The 20,026-nt window shown below is 49.6% G+C and carries 15 protein-coding genes and 1 tRNA gene; 2 read left to right on the top strand and 14 right to left on the bottom strand.

Translation table 11 applies throughout. The features are described from left to right. Positions 1-5: 5 nt before the first annotated feature. Positions 6-1,343, bottom strand: a complete 1,338-nt coding sequence (mgtE, locus tag AC6I3O_RS12280; protein ID WP_497853459.1) for a magnesium transporter — start codon at positions 1,341-1,343, stop codon at positions 6-8. A 229-nt stretch (positions 1,344-1,572) separates the two neighbouring features. Here mgtE and AC6I3O_RS12275 point away from each other — a divergent pair, with 229 nt between their 5' ends. Beyond that, positions 1,573-2,856: a nucleotidyltransferase gene (locus tag AC6I3O_RS12275; protein ID WP_497851131.1), complete on the top strand. Its 1,284-nt coding sequence runs from the start codon at positions 1,573-1,575 to the stop codon at positions 2,854-2,856. 72 nt (positions 2,857-2,928) lie between these two features. Here AC6I3O_RS12275 and AC6I3O_RS12270 read toward each other — a convergent pair whose 3' ends face one another. The 11 genes from AC6I3O_RS12270 to AC6I3O_RS12220 form a co-directional block, all read right to left on the bottom strand. Continuing rightward, the gene (locus tag AC6I3O_RS12270; RefSeq protein ID WP_497851130.1) at positions 2,929-3,786 is read right to left on the bottom strand and encodes a DegV family protein; all 858 of its coding nucleotides are present in this window, start codon (positions 3,784-3,786) and stop codon (positions 2,929-2,931) included. A gap of 20 nt (positions 3,787-3,806) precedes the next feature. After that, complete coding sequence (locus tag AC6I3O_RS12265) at positions 3,807-4,604, bottom strand: MBL fold metallo-hydrolase (protein ID WP_497853458.1); 798 nt, start codon at positions 4,602-4,604, stop codon at positions 3,807-3,809. 18 nt (positions 4,605-4,622) lie between these two features. After that, complete coding sequence (coaE, locus tag AC6I3O_RS12260) at positions 4,623-5,213, bottom strand: dephospho-CoA kinase (protein ID WP_497851129.1); 591 nt, start codon at positions 5,211-5,213, stop codon at positions 4,623-4,625. Positions 5,214-5,226: 13 nt separating this feature from the next. Continuing rightward, complete coding sequence (gene polA, locus AC6I3O_RS12255) at positions 5,227-7,842, bottom strand: DNA polymerase I (protein ID WP_497851128.1); 2,616 nt, start codon at positions 7,840-7,842, stop codon at positions 5,227-5,229. A 38-nt stretch (positions 7,843-7,880) separates the two neighbouring features. After that, a complete protein-coding gene (locus AC6I3O_RS12250; protein ID WP_497851127.1) occupies positions 7,881-8,987 on the bottom strand; it encodes an aldo/keto reductase in 1,107 nt (368 codons plus the stop codon). A 344-nt stretch (positions 8,988-9,331) separates the two neighbouring features. Further along, positions 9,332-9,414 (bottom strand) — tRNA-Leu (locus tag AC6I3O_RS12245). An 82-nt stretch (positions 9,415-9,496) separates the two neighbouring features. Continuing rightward, a complete protein-coding gene (locus AC6I3O_RS12240; protein WP_497851126.1) occupies positions 9,497-10,135 on the bottom strand; it encodes a hypothetical protein in 639 nt (212 codons plus the stop codon). A 144-nt stretch (positions 10,136-10,279) separates the two neighbouring features. Then, on the bottom strand, positions 10,280-11,563 hold the full coding sequence (locus AC6I3O_RS12235; RefSeq protein WP_497851125.1) for a diaminopimelate decarboxylase family protein: 1,284 nt from the start codon (positions 11,561-11,563) through the stop codon (positions 10,280-10,282). Between the two features lie 2 nt (positions 11,564-11,565). Next, on the bottom strand, positions 11,566-12,297 hold the full coding sequence (locus AC6I3O_RS12230) for a TrmB family transcriptional regulator (protein ID WP_497851124.1): 732 nt from the start codon (positions 12,295-12,297) through the stop codon (positions 11,566-11,568). A gap of 200 nt (positions 12,298-12,497) precedes the next feature. Next, entirely contained in the window at positions 12,498-13,934 is a 1,437-nt protein-coding gene (pyk, locus tag AC6I3O_RS12225; RefSeq protein ID WP_497851123.1) for a pyruvate kinase, read from the bottom strand. Between the two features lie 65 nt (positions 13,935-13,999). After that, a complete protein-coding gene (locus tag AC6I3O_RS12220) occupies positions 14,000-14,875 on the bottom strand; it encodes a rhomboid family intramembrane serine protease (protein WP_497851122.1) in 876 nt (291 codons plus the stop codon). A 232-nt stretch (positions 14,876-15,107) separates the two neighbouring features. On the opposite strand from AC6I3O_RS12220, the gene AC6I3O_RS12215 reads away from it, so the two are divergent. Continuing rightward, positions 15,108-19,352 carry an acyl-CoA dehydratase activase-related protein gene (locus AC6I3O_RS12215; protein WP_497851121.1) on the top strand — a complete coding sequence of 1,415 codons (4,245 nt, stop codon included), beginning with the start codon at positions 15,108-15,110 and terminating at the stop codon, positions 19,350-19,352. 70 nt (positions 19,353-19,422) lie between these two features. Here the strand turns inward: AC6I3O_RS12215 and AC6I3O_RS12210 are convergent, their stop codons facing one another. Together AC6I3O_RS12210 and AC6I3O_RS12205 are read right to left on the bottom strand one after the other, a co-directional pair. Beyond that, on the bottom strand, positions 19,423-19,680 hold the full coding sequence (locus AC6I3O_RS12210; RefSeq protein WP_497851120.1) for a Txe/YoeB family addiction module toxin: 258 nt from the start codon (positions 19,678-19,680) through the stop codon (positions 19,423-19,425). 2 nt (positions 19,681-19,682) lie between these two features. Further along, positions 19,683-19,934 carry a type II toxin-antitoxin system Phd/YefM family antitoxin gene (locus AC6I3O_RS12205; protein ID WP_497851119.1) on the bottom strand — a complete coding sequence of 84 codons (252 nt, stop codon included), beginning with the start codon at positions 19,932-19,934 and terminating at the stop codon, positions 19,683-19,685. Between the last annotated feature and the right edge of the window lie 92 nt (positions 19,935-20,026).

Below are 20,026 nucleotides of genomic sequence, written 5' to 3'. Positions count from 1 at the left end.
ATCTTTTAAAGCGCAAACACCGCGCTGACAATTGCAAAATACACACTAATCGTACTGATATCTACCAGCGTGGATATCAGCGGCGTCGCCATAATCGCCGGATCAAGCCCTACTTTTTCCGCCACAAGAGGCAGGGTACACCCCACCACCTTCGCAATAATAATCGTACACGCCATCGTAACCCCAATGGTAAATGCCATCGTGGCGTCGCCCTGCCCCATCAGCATGATACGGATACCGTTGACCACAGAAAGGATGACGCTGATACAGACAGCAATCCGAACCTCCTTCCAGATTACCTTCAAAAGGTCGGCAAACTCAATCTCTTCCACTGCAAGCCCACGAATCACAAGGGTCGAACTCTGAGAACCGCAATTTCCCCCCGTACCCGTCAACATGGGAATAAACCCCGCAAGCTGCGGCATCACCGCAAGGGCGCTCTCGTAACTGTTCATGATCATCTGGGTCACAGTCGCAGAGAGCATCAGGAACATCAGCCACGGAATACGGCTCTTCACATGCTCTAGCACGGTGGTCCCGAAATACGACTCCTCACTGGGCTGGACACCCGCCATGATACTGATATCCTCTGTCGTCTCCTCCTGCAGGACCAGCATAGCGTCATCGACGGTGACAATCCCCACCATACACATCTCACGGTCCACAATGGGCAGCGCAATCAAACCATACTTGGTGATTGTCCATGCCACGTCCTCCTGGTCATCCGTTGTATGGGCGTAGAGCATGTTCGTCTCCATGATTTCCTCAATCCGTTTCGACTCACTGGTAGTCAGAAGCTCCTTCACGTCCACCTGACCGATAAGTTTCTTCTTCTCCGTCACGTAACAGGTATAGATGGTCTCACGGTTCAGTCCCACCTGCCGGATTCTAAGAATCGCCTCAGCGACCGTCATCTCTTTGCGAAGGGCAATGTAATCCACATTCATCACGCTACCGGCGCTGTCCTCAGGATACTGCAAAAGCTGGTTAATCTGCCTGCGCTTCTCCTCGTCCGTCGCCAGCAGGAGACGGTCCACTACGTTCGCCGGCATCTCCTCCAACACGTCTACCGTATCGTCCAGATACATCTCTTCCATGACTTCCTCAAGCTCGGAGTCCGTCAAAGAATTAATCAGCAGCTCGCGCATATCGCTGTTCATATAGGTAAATGTCTCCGCCGCTTCTTCCTTCGCCAGAAGCCGGAACACCATTACCATCTGCTTCTGCCCGAATCCTTCCAGTATATCCGCCAGGTCAACCGGATACATATGGTTCTCCAACTCTTCTTTCAGCTCTTTATACTGACGCTCCCCAAGCATCTGCAAGATTCGCTCATCCGTCAATTCTTCCTTCTGCTCTTCTACCCATTCTTCGCTCATCATGTATCCCCTCCTTCCTGACATATCAGCCCGCAAATATCAAGACTGCGCCCTGCCCGTATCCGCCAACCCTTACAAAACACGTCTTTCATCCCTGATACGGCATGACCGCAAGCCTTCTCCCAACATACATTTGCATATACAACTTTAATATAGTATAATCAATTTCAGAAAGATATACAAGGAGATTCTTATGAAAATAGTCGGACTGATTACAGAGTACAACCCGTTCCACAACGGGCATTTATATCATATTGAGAAAGCAAAAGAGATTACCGGCGCAGATTCCGTCATCGTCGTCATGAGCGGGAACTACGTCCAGCGCGGCGCACCCGCCATCATGCCCAAGCATCTGCGGGCGGAAATCGCTTTGGAAGCAGGAGTGGATATCCTGATGGAACTGCCGGTCTGTTACGCCGTCGGAAGCGCAGAATATTTCGCTGCAGGAGCCATTGATTTATTTGAACGGCTCGGCTGCGTGGATTCTATCTGCTTCGGCAGCGAATGCGGCGATTACGGGCTTCTTGCAAGGGTGGCGCATATCCTTGCCGACGAGCCGGAAGGATACCGGCAGTCTTTAAAACAAGCCCTGAAAAACGGCATGTCCTTCCCCCTGGCACGCCAGAAGGCGCTTAAAGAATATTTGCAGGACGAGTCGCTTGACCTGGTTCTCGAACAGCCCAACAACATCTTAGGAATCGAGTACATCAAAGCCCTGTACCAGCGAAAAAGCCCCATGAAGTCCTACACCATCAAACGCATGGTGTCCGGCTACCATGACACGAGCCTTACGGGCTCCTACAGCTCTGCCTCCGCCATCCGCAGACTCCTAAGCTTTTCCAGCCAGTCCGTTCTCTTAGAGAAAGACGGCATGTTCGACGAGCCTTCCATGTCCGAAGTCCTAGGCCGTTTAGAGGGGCAAGTGCCGCCCTCCTGCATCCGTTTGCTGGAAGAGACGCACCACAGCCGCTACCCCGTATACCCCAACGATTTCTCTCTGTTATTAAAATACCGGCTTTTGACCGAGACAAGAGAATCTCTGACAAAATACTTAGATATTTCGGAAGACTTGGCGAACCGCATCATCAACAACGCCAACGACTTTATCTCCTTCGACCAGTTCAGCGACCAGTTAAAGACCCGGGAGATGACCCTAAGCCGCATCTGCCGCTGCCTGTTCCACATCCTGCTGAACATCCGCAAGGAAGACCTGCTGACTTACAAGGAACAGGGATACTGCCAGTATGCCCGCATCCTTGGTTTCCGCAAAGATGCACGGAGACTCTTCTCCCTACTGAAGAACAGCTCCCAAGTCCCTCTTGTGACGAAACTTACCCAGACGGGAAACCTAAGCAGCGCCGGGCTTTCTATGCTAAAAACAGATATCTTCGCCGCCAATCTCTACGAAAGTATCATCACCAATAAATATAAAATGCCATTTATCAACGAATACCAGCAGCAGATTTTAAGAATCTGATGCTGGTATTCCCTAATTGACACGCTCGATTTTGATTTACCGCGCCGCCTGTATTATCGGCGCAATGCTGTACTAATATTCCGCCTTCTTAATACATGCAATCGCTTTTGACCCTGCCCCGATATGGCAGGACACGCTTAGCGACAGCTTGTCCATATGGATATCATAGCCGGGGAACTTCGCTTCAATCTCCCCTTTCCACTCCATCGCCTCTTCCTCAGAACAGGTATACGCCGCATGGATATACATCTCTTTTCCGCTGAATCTCCCTGCCAGATCCTTCGCCGCTGCATCCAGCATCGTCTTCTTGGCCGCCTTCCATCCGCGCACCTTTGCAAATGAATCCAGCTTCTCTCCCTGAATCTGGAGTACAGGCTTTAAATTCAGCACCGTGCCGATAGCCGCTGCCGCCGGGGTGACACGCCCGCCCTTTTTCAGATATTTCAGCGTATCCACGGTAATATAAATGCTGGCTTCTAATTTCTCCCGCATCAGCACATCGTCAATCTCCTGAGCACTCATGCCCTTCTTCGCCATCTCAAGGGCGTCCAGCACAGACTGGCGCTGGGTAATGGAAATCCTCTGGTTATCTATGACATGCACCTTACCGTCATAATCCTGTGAAAGCCCAATGGCCGTCTCGCAGGAACTACTCAAACCACTGGACATAGGGATATAGACAATCTCGTCATACTCCTTCAAAATCTCGTCCCACAGGTCGATAACATCCCCCGGCGACGGCTGGGATGTGGAAATATCTGCATCCTCCGAAAGCCTCTTGTAAAACTCCTCCTGGGTCAGCGTGATATCCTCCAGATACAGTTCCCCATTAATGAAAAACGGCATCGGCAATACCCGTATCCCTAATTTTTCTGCTTCTTTCTGTGTAATTCCACTGTTACTGTCTGTCGCAACCGCTACTCTTCCCATCCTAACACCTCACCTGTCTCCTATAATGTGATAATTTCAGACACCGTATCCCTCTTCGCTACCATCATAGGGATATCCTCCCCACGGTATGGATTATCGCCGAAACTGACCTCCAGCTTCACCGTCTCATACGCCAGCTCTTCATAGTTGTTCTCCTTGCTCAGATGCCCCAGGACCACATACTGCAGCCCGTCATGCAGTATATCGCAAAGAAGCCTCCCCGACAATTCGTTGGAGAGATGCCCCTGGTCCCCCATGACCCGTTTCTTTAGCGGATAAGGATAGGGTCCCACCTCCAGCATGTGGATATCATGGTTTGCCTCCAATACCAACGCATTCAGGTTCTTGAGATTCTCCACCGTATACCCGTCATACTTTCCCAAATCTGTTGCCACAGCCACAGACTTCTCCTGATTCTCAATCCGATATCCCGAAGGCTGCCTCGCGTCATGGGAGATGGAAAAGGGACAGATTTTCATGCCGCCGATGGAAAATGGCTCGTCTGCCCTAACCTCATGGAGCAGCCCGTCTGGCATCTTTCCCAAGGAATTACAGCAGCGGATGCCTTCCAGCGTACCTTGCGTCCCATAGATGGGAACCTTATATTTCCTGCTGAACACTCCGAGTCCCTGAATGTGGTCTATATGCTCATGGGTAATCAGGATTCCGCCAAGTTCCTCTCCCGTGACGCCCAGCGTATGTAACCCCTCCTCAATCCGCTTCTTGCTGATGCCCGCATCTACCAAGAGATGCGTCCCGTCATCCCCTACATAGATACAGTTGCCGCTGCTCCCGCTGGCAATGCTGCATAGTCTCATCATTTCCTTTTGCCCTTCCTACAAATCTGCCACAATCTCGTCAAGCTGTGCCTGCGTTTCTTCAAATGTATTACTGTTGTCAATAACCCGGTCGCAATGCTTCATGAACTCATCTTTCGGAAGCTGCGCCGCAATGATGTCGTCCACCTTCTTCGCATCATAGCCTCTGGCATAGACCAACCGTTTCTTACGGATGGACGCCTCCACGTAAATGTACCAAACCTCGTCACAGATTTCGTCGTAATGCGTCTCGATCAGAAGGGCGGATTCTATGATGAACAGATTGGTATTCTTGCGCTCCTCCTTCCCAATCTTCCGGCGGATCTCTTCCGCCACCGCCGGATGGACGATTGCATTGAGTTCATTTCGCTTTGCGCTGTCGGAAAACACGATGCCAGCCAGCTTATCCCGGTCAAGCTCCCCTTTCTCATCCAGAATCTCTGTGCCGAAACTTGCGACAATCGCGTCAAAACATTTCGTTCCCTTCTTCTGGAGCTTCTTTCCTACCGCATCCGTCTGGCAGACGGTCGCTCCGTATCTATTGTTCAGGTACTCCAGTATCTGCGTCTTTCCAGCGCCCACGCCGCCTGTAATTCCTATAATCTTCATGACCTTTACACCTCTACTTCGCTTCGTACCAGTTTTCTCCCGTGTGCATATCCACTTCCAACGGCACGTCTAAAGAAACCGCCTGCTCCATCTCTTCCCTGAGGATTGCCTTCACTTCCTCAAGTTCCGGCTGATAAGCCTCAATCAGCAGCTCGTCATGGACTTGAAGCACAAGCCTTGATTTCATCTGCCGCTCTCTAAGCCTCTTGTGCACGCCAATCATCGCAATCTTGATGATATCGGCAGCCGTCCCCTGAATCGGGGCGTTCATCGCCACGCGCTCACCGAAGGAACGCTGCATAAAATTACTGGAAGCCAGCTCCGGCACAGGGCGGCGCCTTCCAAACAGTGTCACCACATACCCCATCTCCTTCGCATGCTTCACCGTGTCATCCAGAAAAGCCTTGATGCCCGGATAAGTCTTAAAATAGTCCTCAATATACTGCGCTGCCTCTTTGCGGGTGATGCTCAAATCCTGGCTCAGCCCGAAAGAACTGATTCCGTATACAATCCCGAAATTGACTGCCTTGGCATTGCGCCGCTGCTGGGAAGTCACTTCCTCGAAGGGTACATGGAACACTTGGGAAGCCGTGATTCTGTGGATGTCCTCTTCTTCCTTGTACGCTTCAATCAGGTTTTGGTCGCCGGAACAGTGGGCAAGCACCCGAAGCTCAATCTGGGAATAATCCGCATCCACGAACACATACCCATCTTCCGGGATAAATACCTTCCGGATCAGCCTTCCAAGTTCCATGCGCACCGGAATATTCTGCAGGTTCGGCTCCGTACTGCTAAGCCGCCCGGTGGCTGTAATCGTCTGGTTAAACTTGCTGCGGATTCTTCCGTCCTCACAGATATAATTGGCAAGCCCGTCCGCATACGTGGATTTCAGCTTTGAATACTGGCGGTATTCCAGAATCTTTGCAATAACCGGATAGTCCGGCGCCAGCTTCTCCAACACGTCCGCCGCCGTCGAGTAACCCGTCTTGGTTTTCTTGCCGCCGGGTATCTTCATATTCTCAAATAGGACGGCGCCTAACTGTTTCGGCGAGTTGATGTTAAATGTCTCGCCTGCGTCCTCATAGATCTCTTTTTCAAGCTCCTTGATCTTGCCGCCAAGCTGGCTCCCGTAGAACTTCAAGGCTTCCGCCTCCACCCTTACGCCGTTTTGCTCCATGTCGTAAAGCGTGAAAACCAGGGGCATCTCAATCTCGGTAAACAGCTTATCCATCTGGCATTCCTTGAGTTTTTCCCACAGGATGGCAGAAGCCGCATACGCCGTGTACGCCTGGTAACAGACTTTCACAGATTCCTTGGCCTTCTCGTCTATGATAATTTGTAACTGCTCTCTTGCAACGTCCTCATAAGTATAATTATTCTTCAGCGGATACAAAAGATACGCCGCCACCGTTGCGTCAAAGCAATTCTTTCCGTCTTCAATCTGAATATACGGGAGCGCCTCCTTTAGGTCGAACATTACGAATCTCCCTGCGCTTCCAGCCGCTTCTGACAGTTTTAAAAGAAGCCATTCCTCCGAAATCCCTTTTCCTGTCCGAATGCAATAGCTCGCATTTTTCTGAAAGCACAGGCCGATTCCACCAATCTCTGCCTGGTCGGCAAAAAGCGGAAGGACGTCCTTCTCACTGCGGAAAATGCACGCCCCCACACAGGCCGCCCCTGCCGCCTCCTCAAATATCTTCTGGGCTGTCCCTAAGTCCGAAACCTCCCGGAATCCTTCTTCTGCCTTGTCTGCCTGCGCTGTCACCTCGAACCGCGTAAGCAGGTTCTTAAACTGCAATTTCTGGAAATAAGCGTAAGCTTCTTCCGTATAAATATTGCCAAGCTTCGCCTCCTCAAGCTCATAGGGGAAATCTGCCGTCACGTTGATGGTCGCAAGCTCTTTGCTCATAACCGCCATATCCCAGTGCTCCACAAGCGCCTTGGACGCCCTTGGAGGTTTCAGCTCTGCCGCATGTTCATGGGCGTTTTCAATGGAATGGTACTCAGAGATAATCTTCGTCGCCGTCTTCTCCCCGATACTGGGAACTCCGGGAATATTGTCGGAAGAGTCGCCCATCAAAGCTTTCAGGTCGATGAACTCTGCAGGCGTCACCTGATACCGTTCTTTCACATCAGCAGCATAGTAATCCTCTACCTCGGTGCGCCCCTGCTTCGTCTTAGGGATGCGGATCTTCACATGCTCCGTCGCAAGCTGGAGAAGGTCACGGTCCCCGGAAATAACGGATACTTCCATGCCCTTCTCCTCACATCTTCTTGAGAGAGTCCCCAGAAGGTCGTCCGCCTCAAGCCCGGCGCACTCCACGGTCCGTACGCCCATGGCATGCAAGACTTCCTTAATGACCGGCACCTGCTGGCGCAGTTCCTCTGCCATCGGCTTTCTGGTTCCCTTATATTCCGCATACATCTGGTGGCGGAACGTAGGCGCATGGACATCGAAGGCCACCGTCAGATATTCCGGCTTTTCTTCTTCCAGTATCTTAAACATGATCGTCAGGAAACCATAAATGGCATTGGTGTGCAGGCCTTCCGAATTCGTCAGGTCCGGCAGCCCGTAAAATGCGCGGTTCAAAATACTATGCCCGTCTATTAACACTATCTTATTGCCCATATCAGATTCCTCCTGCTTGCCATATCGTTCAGAACACTCTACCCCGCAATCTCCTTGAGGCGCTCTATAATCGGGAGATGCTGCGTACACTGAGCTTCACATTTGCCGCATGCAATACAGTCTCCCGCCTTATCCTTCGAGATTCCCCAGTGGTATGCAATCCGCTCGTCGATTGCCTCGCGCTTCCCGGTCAGTATCATCTGGTTATATGCGTCCATATACTTAGGAATCGGAATCTCTTTTGGACATCCCTTACAGTAAGAACAGCCGGTACAAAGATTATTCAGCGCAACGCCTCTGCCTTCGTACTCCTTCACGATTAAAGCCGCCGGTTTCTCCTCTAAGTTCTCCACCGCCTTCACTGCGTCGTCAATATGTTCCTTCGTGGTACAGCCTGCCAATGTTACCGTAATCTCCTTATGGGATGCAACGAACCTAAGCGCCGCCTGAGGCACGGTCAGATCCGTCCCTTCTGTCAGATAGGCAAATGCATCTGGGTTCGCCGGAATCATCCCGCCGCCGAGAGGGTTCATAACGACGACGCCCATACCGTTTTGGTATGCCGCCTCGATTCCGCTCTGGCGGAACCGATAGTTCAGCGCATTGTAGCCGATCAGCATACCCCGGAATTTTCCTGACTCCACCACCGTCTCGATATCATCTCCCTGCATATGGGAAGAAAATACGATATTGCGGATCAGTCCCTCCCGCTTCGCATCCTCAAAAAAACCATAGATTGCATCCATGTGCTTCTCCCAGGACTTGAGGTTTAACATACACCACATATGATAGAAATCAATATAATCCGTCTTCAGCCTGTCAAGGGACATCTCAAGCCGCTTCCGGAAATCTTCCTTCGTCGGATGCTCCCCTGCATCTATTGTTCCCAGATTCGTCTTAGAAGTTACATAAACTTCACTTCTTTTTACCTGAGAAAGGGCGATTCCTGTGACGATTTCACTCTTATCCTCACAGTATGCCGGAGCCGTGTCCCAATAGTTAATTCCCTTTTCAAACGCATAAAGGGGGATCTCCGCACATTTTTCCAGCCGCCCTGCCTTAATATCCTCCTCGTCATAGCGCATCGTGCCAAGCCCGACCGCCGATACTTTCATATCCGTATTGCCATACTGCTTATAGTACATTCTCTTACCCTCCTAATATTTTCTTACCAGACCACATCGAATAAAACAAACGGACTGCCAGAATATGCCATATGATAGATATACGGCATATTTTGGCAGCCCTTTCGCTTGCAACCCCCATCTGACCGGGAATGCCCTACTCTTGCCATTTTATTGTGTCTATGTAATATTCTTTATTTATTCTAACATACTTCTATGATTTGTCAATAAGCCGCTATTCTTTGATCTCGTCAATGTCAGTCAAGTTTACGCCTAAACTGTTAAGGAGCAAATCTTGTATTTCTAAATACGATGCAAAAAGGCGCAAAACCTGAACCATTGCAGTTCCATTTCGCGCCATAGGATGCGGATGGTGGGACTTGAACCCACACGAGGTCGCCCCCGCAAGATTTTGAGTCTTGTGCGTCTGCCATTCCGCCACATCCGCTCATCATTGCCGGCAATCACCGGCAACATGGTAAATTATAACTGCTAAAGCAGCTAATGTCAATGCTTTTATTAAAAAAATTTTAGAAAGCGTCTGACGGGAACAAAGCGTCATCCAATGCCGTCATATCAGTCTGGTCGATAAAATACACGCCGTCAGAATCCGGCTTAACATTGATCGTTACTGTCGTAGGGTCGCCGTACGTAGGCGTAGCTACCTTCTCAGCCATGATTTCATACATCTTCTGGAACACCAGTTCATTGACCGCGTTCTGGTCGTTCACATCGACGTTCTCAAGCTCTGCCATCGTCGCCTCCTCTACTTCCGCCTGAAGTCCGTCAAAACCGGTGAACGGCTTTACCGTCACGTCAACCGTGTAAGCCTTGTCTCCTGCTTCCTTTGCTTCACCAACTTCATAATTCGCCTGTTTAATCATATCCAGGAATAACTGTCTGTAATTCGCGGTCAGTTCTTCAGACAGCCCAAGCTGTGAAAATCCTGCTTCTTGCATGGTGGTATCAATATTACTCTCGTAAAGCTTCTGCGCCTCTTCCTTTGTTGACTTCGTCCATTCAATGTACTTGTCAAACTCTCCCTTATAGCTTGCGTCCATGATGGACTTCGCATAAGACTGTGCGTCCTCCGCACTCATTCCTCCGCAGCCGCACAATAATGTCATTACTGCGATGAGTAATACTGCCAGCAATCCTCTTTTTTTCATGATTATTCCTCCTTCACAAAATGATGCACGGGCATCTGGCAAAATGCCTGCGCCTGTGATTGTCAGCGCCGCACTTTTGCGCTGATATTGCACATTAACTATATTACTCTTATTATTGCACAAAATCAACACTTGACATGAGAATTATTCTACAATATTTTTCTGTAATTTCGCTCCGATTTCAAAACAGTCAAAGGTGGCGAAATAATCGGCGGGAGTCTCTGCCCTGCGTATCAACTGTACCGAACCATCCTCTTTCAATAAAAGCTCCGCTGATTTCAGCTTTCCGTTATAGTTATATCCCATTGCAAAGCCATGGGCTCCGGTATCATGGATGACCAGCAAATCGCCGGTTTCAATCTTAGGGAGCATACGGTCGATTGCGAATTTGTCATTGTTCTCGCACAGAGAACCGGCGATGTCGTACTTGTGGTCGCAGGCTTTTTTCTCTTTGCCCATGACGGTGATGTGGTGGTAGGCTCCATACATTGCAGGACGCATCAGATTGACTGCGCAGGCGTCCACGCCTATGTATTCTTTGTGGGTATGCTTCTGATGGATTGCTTTTGTGACCAGGCAGCCGTACGGGCCCATCATGAAACGCCCCAGTTCCGTATAGATGGCAACATCACCCATGCCTTCCGGAACTAAGACTTCCTCGTATACCCTGCGGACCCCGTCGCCGATGACGCGGATGTCGTTGGGCTCCTGGTCGGGAGTATATGGAATCCCGATTCCGCCTGACAGGTTGATGAATTTAATATGGACGCCGGTTTCCTGTTTCAGCCTTACAGCGACTTCAAACAGTATCTTGGCGAGCATGGGATAGTATTCGTTGGTCACAGTATTGCTTGCAAGAAAAGCATGGATGCCAAACTCCTTCGCACCCTTTTCTTTCAGTATTTTAAATGCGTCGAACAACTGCTCGGTGGTCATACCGTATTTGGAGTCTCCCGGGTTGTCCATAATGTCGTTGCTGATCTTGAACAGGCCTCCGGGATTGTAACGGCAGCTAATGGTCTCAGGAATATGGCCGATAACATTTTCCAGGAAATCAATATGGGTAATATCATCCAGGTTGATGATCGCGCCCAGACGTTCGGCATAGGCAAATTCCTCTGCCGGGGTATCATTGGAAGAAAACATAATATCTTCCCCCACCGCCCCTACTGCTTCCGAAAGCATAAGCTCCGTATAGGAAGAGCAGTCGCAGCCGCAGCCGTATTCCCTCAGAATATTGATTAAGAACGGGTTCGGCGTTGCTTTGACGGCAAAATATTCTTTGTACCCTTCATTCCAGGAAAATGCTTCTTTTAATGCCTTGATATTCTTGCGGATTCCCTTTTCATCGTACAGATGGAAGGGGGTCGGATATTCTTTCACAATCTCTTCTAACTGGTCTTTTGTCACAAATGTCTTTTTCTTCATTGTTACTGATTCTCCTCTCGCATCGATAGTAATTTGATTTCGTTGGAAAGTGCGGTCTTATATAATTCTACAAAATTCTTCTGTCCGGAATACAGGCAGGTGTTCATGCTCCCCTCCCCGTATTCTCCGGTAAGGACATAACGGGAATCTGCAATAACACCGATCCGCATGCCCCGGTCCTCTCCTATGTATACCTTTGCCCGCGGAAAAGCCGTAGGCTGGTCGGTGATGATGACCACCCGCTTCATATCCATGATAAGCTCCTGCAGTTCCCCGATCAGAAGCAGCAGGTAGTTCCTGGTCAGGCTGATATAGACCTGCTCCTCTACTTTTTTCAGGATATTACGCATCTTGTCCAGGATATGCTCCGTGCCTTCAATGGTGATATATCCCTCCACATAGGTCTTCTCCGAAGGCATATGCTCCATAAGCCACTTCTTGGAATCTTCCAGTTTCCGGATACGGTTCTTACAAAATTCATCCAGCGGCACAGGGACATATTTGCGCGTATGCCCCTCCTCTACCAGATAGGCAGCGCCTTTTTCTGTCATGTTCGCCAGTGAATTATACGCATTGGACCTGGAAATGCCGGTCTGCTTCGCCACCTCGTATCCTGTCACCTTCCCCTCGGTGAGCAGGCATTGATAGATATTCGCCTCCTGACGCGTAAGCCCGAACTCCATCAGGCGTTCTGTAAATGATACTTGCTCCAATTCTTCACTCCTCATCCCCATAGTATCCCGCACCTCATAAGCCTGTAAAATATGACCTCCAAGGGCGTTCTAGTAGTTCTCACAGGGAACACTATACTGGATTTTTACGGCATATGTCAACATATTTTTACCATAATTTCTATTTTTAACCCAAAAAAGCGTCCCAAAGCCTCATTGCTGAAACTGACGGACGCTTAATCTTTTAATTATTATCTATTCCTCTACTCTATCACAGTAATCCGCATGATATTACTTGCCCCGCCCCGCTCTGCGGTCACGTTCGCCGCCGGAATCCCGGCAGTCAATACCACGATATCGCCCGCTTCCGCCATCTGCTTTGCGCATACCAGATCGATTGCGCCGTTGCAGACATCCTCCGTAGAACTGAAAGGAATCGATTTCAGCGGAATAATCCCCCAGTAAAGCTGCATCCGGCGAAGGGCGGCCTCATTAGGCGTCACGCCGATGATATCCATACGCGGCTTGAACTTAGATACCACCCTCGCAGTCACTCCCGAAACGGTAGGCGTAATGATACACCTCGCCCGTAAATTATTCGCCGTCGTCACCGCCGCATGGCACAATGCACTGGAGGTACTCTTCATATGGTGGGCCTCCGTCTTCTTCATCATCAATTCATAATCCAGATGCTGCTCCGTATCCTTCACGATATGCACCATCATGCGCAGCGCTTCCACCGGATACTTACCCTGAGCCGTCTCACCCGAAAGCATTACGGCATCCGTCCCGTCATAGACCGCATTCGCCACATCCGTCACCTCGGCCCTGGTCGGACGGGGATTGCGCATCATGGAATCCAACATCTGGGTTGCAGTGATAACCGGCTTGTAATTCTCATTACACTTCTGGATAATCAACTTTTGCAGATAAGGAACCTCCTCTGCAGGAATCTCCACGCCCAAATCTCCCCGGGCAATCATGATTCCATCCGCACAGCGGATAATCTCATCAATGTTCTTAATCCCTTCCGCATTCTCAATCTTTGCGATAATCGGGATATTAGGCGCCTTACATTCTTTGAGGAAAGCCCGGATTTCAAGGATGCACTCCGCATTGCGCACAAAAGACGCAGCGATAAAATCAATCTGCTGCTCCGCGCCAAAACGGATGTCCTCCCTGTCCTTCTCCGTAATCGCCGGGAGCCTCACTGGGACATTGGGTACATTCACCCCTTTCCGCTCGCCAAGCTCGCCTCCATTCACGACGGTACAGACAATCTCCTTGCCATTCTTCGCCTTTACTTTCAGCCCAATCAGCCCGTCGTCAATCAGAATAGTGCTTCCGACCTGGACATCGTCCACAAGACCTTCATATGTAATGGATACCTTCCCTGTATCTCCTGTCAGTTCTTCCGCCGTCAGGACAAAGGTGTCCCCTTCCTTCAGCGCGACCTTCTTCCCGTCCTTTAGGATACCCGTCCGTATCTCCGGTCCCTTGGTATCTAAAAGTATGGCAATCGGTTTCCCTTCTTCGTCGCGGATTCTTTTCAGTCTGTCCATCCGCGCCTTCTGTTCTTCATGGGTTCCATGGGAAAAGTTGAATCTGGCAATATCCATGCCTTTTTGGACCAGGCTCCTCATCAGCTCGTCATCATCGGTCCTCGGTCCAAGCGTACATATGATTTTTGTCTTCTTCATCGTTTCGTCTTCCTCCTGCTATTATGATTTGTGGCTGTCCTGACAGCAGGCGCTTTTCACTGCTGTCATTTGACATGTGTATGTGTGAACAGATGATCCTGACAGTATTCAAAATTGCCGTTACATTTGGAACAATATCTGAACTCCAGGTTCGGATCATCCAGTTCAGTCCTCTTACAGATTGCACACATATGCTTCGCGCCGTTGGCATAGTTCTGCACCGGACGCTGGGCTCTTCTTATATTCTGCTGAAATTCCTTCTTCCTCCTGCGCTGCTTAGGCGTATAAGGCCTCATGTTCCTTGAACCCAAGAAGAATATCAAAAAATTCAGAAGGGACACTACAGATTCTAACGCCGCCGCCTTATAGAAATTGCCAATCAGGGCATTTCCTCCATACGCCGGCAGAAAAGCCTGTATGATGGGGTAAATAAAATACAGCGCGTCTATCAGCGCAAGATATTTTACCTTCACAGGAATCACGAAAAATACCAAAAACTGCACATCCGGATACAGTGCGGCAAACGCAAAGAACAGAGACATGTTCAGATACCACACGGACATCGGCAAGACCATCCCCGTAAACACATACAACAGCATCGCCGCGGCCACATGGAACAGCATCCCGGAAAAGAAGTACAGGTTGAACCGGAACGCCCCCCAGGCATTCTCTAACTCCTGTCCGATCATATAATACAGATACAGCGCAAATACAATAAATACAAGGCTGCTTGACGGCGGCTGGATAATAAAGGTCACGATCCTCCAGACCTGCCCGTGCAGGATTGCCTGCGCATTCAGGCTCAGATACCGGTAATAAAATTCCGGGTTCACGATATTTAACACGAATCCTGCCGCATACAATATAATAATATAATACATGAGGTTTGGAATTGCATACCTGCCAAACTTTCTCTCCAGCTTTGAAAGCCAATTTTCCATAAGACAAACTCCTTAAATTCATTAATTTTGCAACAGATAAAGATATCTGAACATTCTCTTAACATCATTTTTATACTGTAGTAATTCTACCGTTTTACGCACTGTTTGTCAATTCTGCTATGGAACTTTACAACTTTTTTAGATTTCTATAGCATTTTCTTAATTGTTATTTTAAAAAAATTGTCGTATAATGTTACAGGCTGTAATAAGACAGCTGCAAAGGAGTGTTATTATGAGTAAAAACGAATTGTATACACTGGGCATTGACATCGGTTCAACCACTGTGAAAATCGCGATACTCGACAAGGATAACGATGTCGCCTTTTCCGATTACGAAAGGCATTATGCTAATATTCAGGAAACTTTGTCCGACCTTCTCGGGCGGGCAATCTATAAATTGGGGGGGATTTACGCCTCTCCTGTCATCACGGGTTCCGGCGGACTGACCCTTGCCAAGCACTTAGACGTCCCCTTCGTCCAGGAAGTCATCGCCGTATCCACGGCGCTTCAGGACTATGCGCCCCAGACGGACGTAGCCATCGAGCTTGGGGGCGAGGACGCGAAGATTATCTACTTTGAAGGCGGCAACGTGGAACAGCGCATGAACGGAGTCTGCGCCGGCGGCACAGGTTCCTTCATCGACCAGATGGCGTCCCTTCTCCAGACGGACGCATCGGGGCTGAACGAATATGCGAAGAACTATCAGTCACTCTACTCTATCGCCGCAAGGTGCGGGGTATTTGCCAAATCCGATATCCAGCCCTTAATCAACGACGGCGCTTCCAAAGAAGATCTTGCCGCTTCCATCTTTCAGGCGGTGGTGAACCAGACAATCAGCGGGCTTGCATGCGGCAAACCAATCCGCGGGCATGTGGCGTTCTTAGGAGGCCCCTTACACTTCCTTTCTGAATTGAAGGAAGCTTTCGTCCGTACCCTGAAACTGGATCATAAACATACCATTGCCCCGAACCATTTCCATCTGTTCGCGGCGATTGGTTCTGCCATGAATTCCAAGAAAGACCGCCAGGTTTCCCTGCAGGAAATGCAGAGCCGGTTAGAGAGCCGTATCAAGATGGAATTCGAGGTTGACCGGATGGAACCCCTGTTCACCAGCGAGGCGGATTTCCATGCATTTGAGAAACGCCACGCCAGGCATCAGGTGCCGGTCAAAGACCTGGCAAGCTATAAGGGACGTGCGTTCCTTGGAATCGACGCCGGTTCCACCACCACGAAAGCCGCCCTTGTGGGCGACGACGGGACGCTTCTGTACTCTTTCTACCACAACAACGAAGGAGACCCCTTAGGGACCACCATTACGGCTGTTAAAGATATTTACAGTAAACTGCCGGAAGGCGTGGAAATCGTCCACTCCTGTTCCACAGGTTATGGGGAGGCGCTGATCAAGTCCGCGCTCCTTCTGGATGAAGGAGAGGTGGAGACAGTCTCCCATTACTATGCCGCCTCCTATTTCGAGCCGGATGTAGACTGTATCCTGGACATCGGCGGACAGGATATGAAATGCATTAAAATCAAGAACCAGACCGTTGACAACGTACTGCTCAACGAAGCCTGTTCCTCAGGATGCGGCTCTTTCATCGAGACATTTGCCAAATCCCTGAATTACTCGGTGGAGGACTTTGCACATGAGGCTTTATTTGCCCAGAATCCCATTGACCTTGGCACACGCTGTACGGTTTTCATGAACTCGAAGGTAAAACAGGCGCAAAAAGAAGGGGCGGCGGTTGCCGATATCTCTGCGGGACTTGCCTACTCTGTCATTAAGAATGCATTGTTCAAGGTAATCAAGGTGTCCGATGCGTCCGAGCTTGGGAACCATATCGTCGTGCAGGGCGGTACGTTTTACAACAATGCCGTACTCAGGAGCTTCGAGAAGATTGCAGGCTGTGAGGCTATACGTCCGGATATCGCCGGAATCATGGGGGCTTTCGGCGCTGCTCTCATTGCCCGGGAGCGGTATATGGACTGTCAGGGCACGACCATGCTTTCTATCGAAGATATAGAAGCCCTTGAATACTCTACCACCATGGCAAAATGTAAGGGCTGTACCAACAACTGCCGCCTGACTATCAACCATTTCAGCGGCGGCAGGAAGTTCATTACAGGAAACCGCTGTGAGCGGGGACTGGGGAAGGAGAAGTCCGACAATAAGCTGCCGAACCTGTTTGAATATAAGTTCCATCGGTATTTTGACTATAAGCCTCTGGAAGGATACGAGGCGTCAAGGGGTGTGATTGGGATTCCCCGGGTTTTGAATATGTATGAGAACTATCCCTTCTGGTTTACGTTCTTCCACACCCTTGGTTTTCAGGTAGTGTTATCTCCTGCTTCGACCCGGAAGATTTATGAGCTTGGGATTGAATCTATCCCCAGTGAGTCCGAGTGTTATCCGGCGAAGCTGGCCCATGGGCATGTCCAGTGGCTAATCAACCAGGGAATACATAGGATTTTTTACCCCAGTATCCCTTATGAGCGAAAGGAATTTGAAGACGCCAATAACCACTATAACTGCCCCATCGTTACCTCCTACCCGGAGAATATCAAGAACAATATCGACGCCATCGTAAACGGCGAGGTGGACTTTATCCATCCTTTCCTGTCCCTGGAAAGTGAGGAGACGGTTTCTTATCGCCTGGTGGAAGAATTGTCCGAAAAGTTCGCTGTCCCGGCAGCAGATATCCGTTCGGCCGTACATACGGCATGGGCTGAGCTTCACGCATGTCGGGAAGATATGAAACAAAAGGGCGAGGAAACTATTGAATACCTGAAACGTACCGGCAACCGGGGCATCGTCCTTGCCGGACGCCCTTACCATATTGACCCGGAGGTGAACCATGGGATTCCGGAGCTGATTAACTCCTACAATATTGCAGTGCTGACGGAGGATTCCATTTCCCATCTCCACCCGGCAGAGCATCCTTTGAACGTGATGGACCAGTGGATGTACCACTCCCGGCTGTATGCGGCGGCAAACTATGTGAAGACTACGGATAATCTGGATTTGATTCAGTTAAATTCCTTCGGATGCGGGCTGGATGCCGTCACTACCGACCAGGTGGCTTCTATCCTGAATGATTCCGACAAGATTTACACCTCCCTGAAAATCGACGAGGTGAACAATTTAGGTGCTGCCAGGATTCGGGTGCGCTCTTTGCTTGCAGCCATCCGGGTTCGGGAGAGACGGCATGAAAAACGGACAATCCAGTCTTCTGCCGTCACGAAGGTTCCCTTCACCCAGGAGATGAAAAAGGACTACACCATCCTCTGCCCGCAGATGTCGCCCATCCATTTCGACTTGTTGGAGCCTGCTTTTGCGGCTTCCGGGTACAATATTGAGGTTCTGCCCAATGACAATAAGCAGGCTGTGGACGTGGGGCTTAAATATGTAAACAACGACGCCTGTTACCCATCCCTCATAGTCGTGGGGCAGATTATGGACGCAATCCTGTCAGGCAGGTATGACACCGACAAGATTGCGGTCATCATCAGCCAGACCGGAGGCGGATGCCGCGCTTCTAACTATATCGGGTTTATCCGAAGGGCGCTGAAGAAGGCGGGATATGAGCATATTCCGGTCATTTCCCTGAACTTGAGCGGCCTTGAGGGGAATCCTGGCTTTAAACTGACGCCCCGCCTTGTGATGCGGGGAATGTACGCAATCGTATTAGGGGATATTTTCATGAAATGCGTGTACCGTATCCGTCCCTATGAAGCCGTCAAGGGCTCTGCCGATGCCATGCATGAAAAATGGGTGAAGGTTTGCAAAGAATTCCTGTCCCAGGGATATCCTTCACGGCACAGGTTTACGCGGCTCTGTAAGGACATCATTCATGATTTTGACCAAAATATCGAACTTTTGGATGTCAAGAAGCCTCGTGTGGGCGTGGTGGGGGAGATTCTGGTGAAGTTCCTGCCTGCCGCCAACAACTATCTGGTAGAGCTTTTGGAGAGCGAAGGCGCCGAGGCTGTGGTGCCGGATCTTCTGGATTTCCTTTTGTATTGTTTCTATAACCAGAATTTTAAGGTATCCCATCTGGGCATGAAGAAGTCCAAAGCGGCTATCGGGAATCTTGGCATCAAGGCGCTCAACTGGTTCCGGGCGCCGGCAAGCAAGGCGTTCCGGGAAAGCAAACATTTTGATGCGCCGGCGGATATTCATGAGCTTGGGAAGATGGCGTCCGACATCGTGTCTCTGGGCAACCAGACCGGTGAGGGATGGTTTTTGACCGGCGAGATGTTAGAGCTGATACACAATGGCGCGCCGAATATTGTCTGTACCCAGCCCTTCGCCTGCCTTCCGAACCATGTGGTGGGCAAAGGGGTCATCAAGGAGCTCCGGCGCCGGTATCCGGAATCGAATATCGTTGCGATTGACTTTGACCCCGGGGCAAGTGAAGTGAACCAGCTGAACCGGATTAAGCTGATGCTTTCTACGGCAAATAAGAATCTGGGGGCTTGATTTGGCAGCAGTTCAGAATATAAAAAACAGCATGGCGGCCGGATTAGATTCCGGAAAGGCCATGCTGTTTTTATGAATAATGATATCTGCATGTATATACAATCAAATTTTCGCCCTCAACCTGATAGACTATCCTGTGTTCATCCGATATCCGCCTGCTCCACTTTCCGGCAAGATCATGCTTTAGCCCTTCGGGTTTTCCGATTCCATCAAACGGATTTCTCATAATATCTTTTATTAATTCGTTGATTCTTTTAGAAATCCGTTTATCTGTCTTCTGCCAATAGAGGTAATCTTCCCATGCATTGGGAGTGAAAGATACATTCATCCTTAATCCCCCACTTCAAATCTGACAAGTTTCCCTGCCTCCGCCTGTTGAATCGATTCTTTCAGCCATTGATAATTTGCCTTACTCTCTCTGATATAAAGGTTTTCCATCAAATTATCATACTGCGCCTGTGACATCAGAACAACGTTTTCATCATTTTTCCTCGTGATAATTGCAATATCAGACTCTTGTACAACCCTGTCACATACTTCTTTAAAATGATTCCTTACATTAGAAAAATTCGTTGCAATCATAATCCATCACACTCCTCTGCCTATAGTATATACAGCCTAAATGTTATTGTCAATATTCTGTACAATATTTTGTACCATTAATTCTAAGAATA

The sequence above is a fragment of the Sporofaciens sp. St.21A7 genome (assembly GCF_059728535.1).
Note: the sequence above shows the minus strand (reverse complement) of the source record. Positions and strands in the feature narration are given on the sequence as shown.

Bases quoted from the DNA above. Each gene is read 5' to 3' on its own strand.
- AC6I3O_RS12275 (WP_497851131.1), top strand. From the start codon at position 1,573: ATGAAAATAGTCGGACTGATTACAGAGTACAACCCGTTCCACAACGGG.
- AC6I3O_RS12270 (WP_497851130.1), bottom strand. From the start codon at position 3,786: ATGGGAAGAGTAGCGGTTGCGACAGACAGTAACAGTGGAATTACACAG.
- AC6I3O_RS12265 (WP_497853458.1), bottom strand. From the start codon at position 4,604: ATGAGACTATGCAGCATTGCCAGCGGGAGCAGCGGCAACTGTATCTAT.
- coaE (WP_497851129.1), bottom strand. From the start codon at position 5,213: ATGAAGATTATAGGAATTACAGGCGGCGTGGGCGCTGGAAAGACGCAG.
- polA (WP_497851128.1), bottom strand. From the start codon at position 7,842: ATGGGCAATAAGATAGTGTTAATAGACGGGCATAGTATTTTGAACCGC.
- AC6I3O_RS12250 (WP_497851127.1), bottom strand. From the start codon at position 8,987: ATGTACTATAAGCAGTATGGCAATACGGATATGAAAGTATCGGCGGTC.
- AC6I3O_RS12240 (WP_497851126.1), bottom strand. From the start codon at position 10,135: ATGAAAAAAAGAGGATTGCTGGCAGTATTACTCATCGCAGTAATGACA.
- AC6I3O_RS12235 (WP_497851125.1), bottom strand. From the start codon at position 11,563: ATGAAGAAAAAGACATTTGTGACAAAAGACCAGTTAGAAGAGATTGTG.
- AC6I3O_RS12230 (WP_497851124.1), bottom strand. From the start codon at position 12,297: ATGGGGATGAGGAGTGAAGAATTGGAGCAAGTATCATTTACAGAACGC.
- pyk (WP_497851123.1), bottom strand. From the start codon at position 13,934: ATGAAGAAGACAAAAATCATATGTACGCTTGGACCGAGGACCGATGAT.
- AC6I3O_RS12220 (WP_497851122.1), bottom strand. From the start codon at position 14,875: ATGGAAAATTGGCTTTCAAAGCTGGAGAGAAAGTTTGGCAGGTATGCA.
- AC6I3O_RS12215 (WP_497851121.1), top strand. From the start codon at position 15,108: ATGAGTAAAAACGAATTGTATACACTGGGCATTGACATCGGTTCAACC.
- AC6I3O_RS12210 (WP_497851120.1), bottom strand. From the start codon at position 19,680: ATGAATGTATCTTTCACTCCCAATGCATGGGAAGATTACCTCTATTGG.
- AC6I3O_RS12205 (WP_497851119.1), bottom strand. From the start codon at position 19,934: ATGATTGCAACGAATTTTTCTAATGTAAGGAATCATTTTAAAGAAGTA.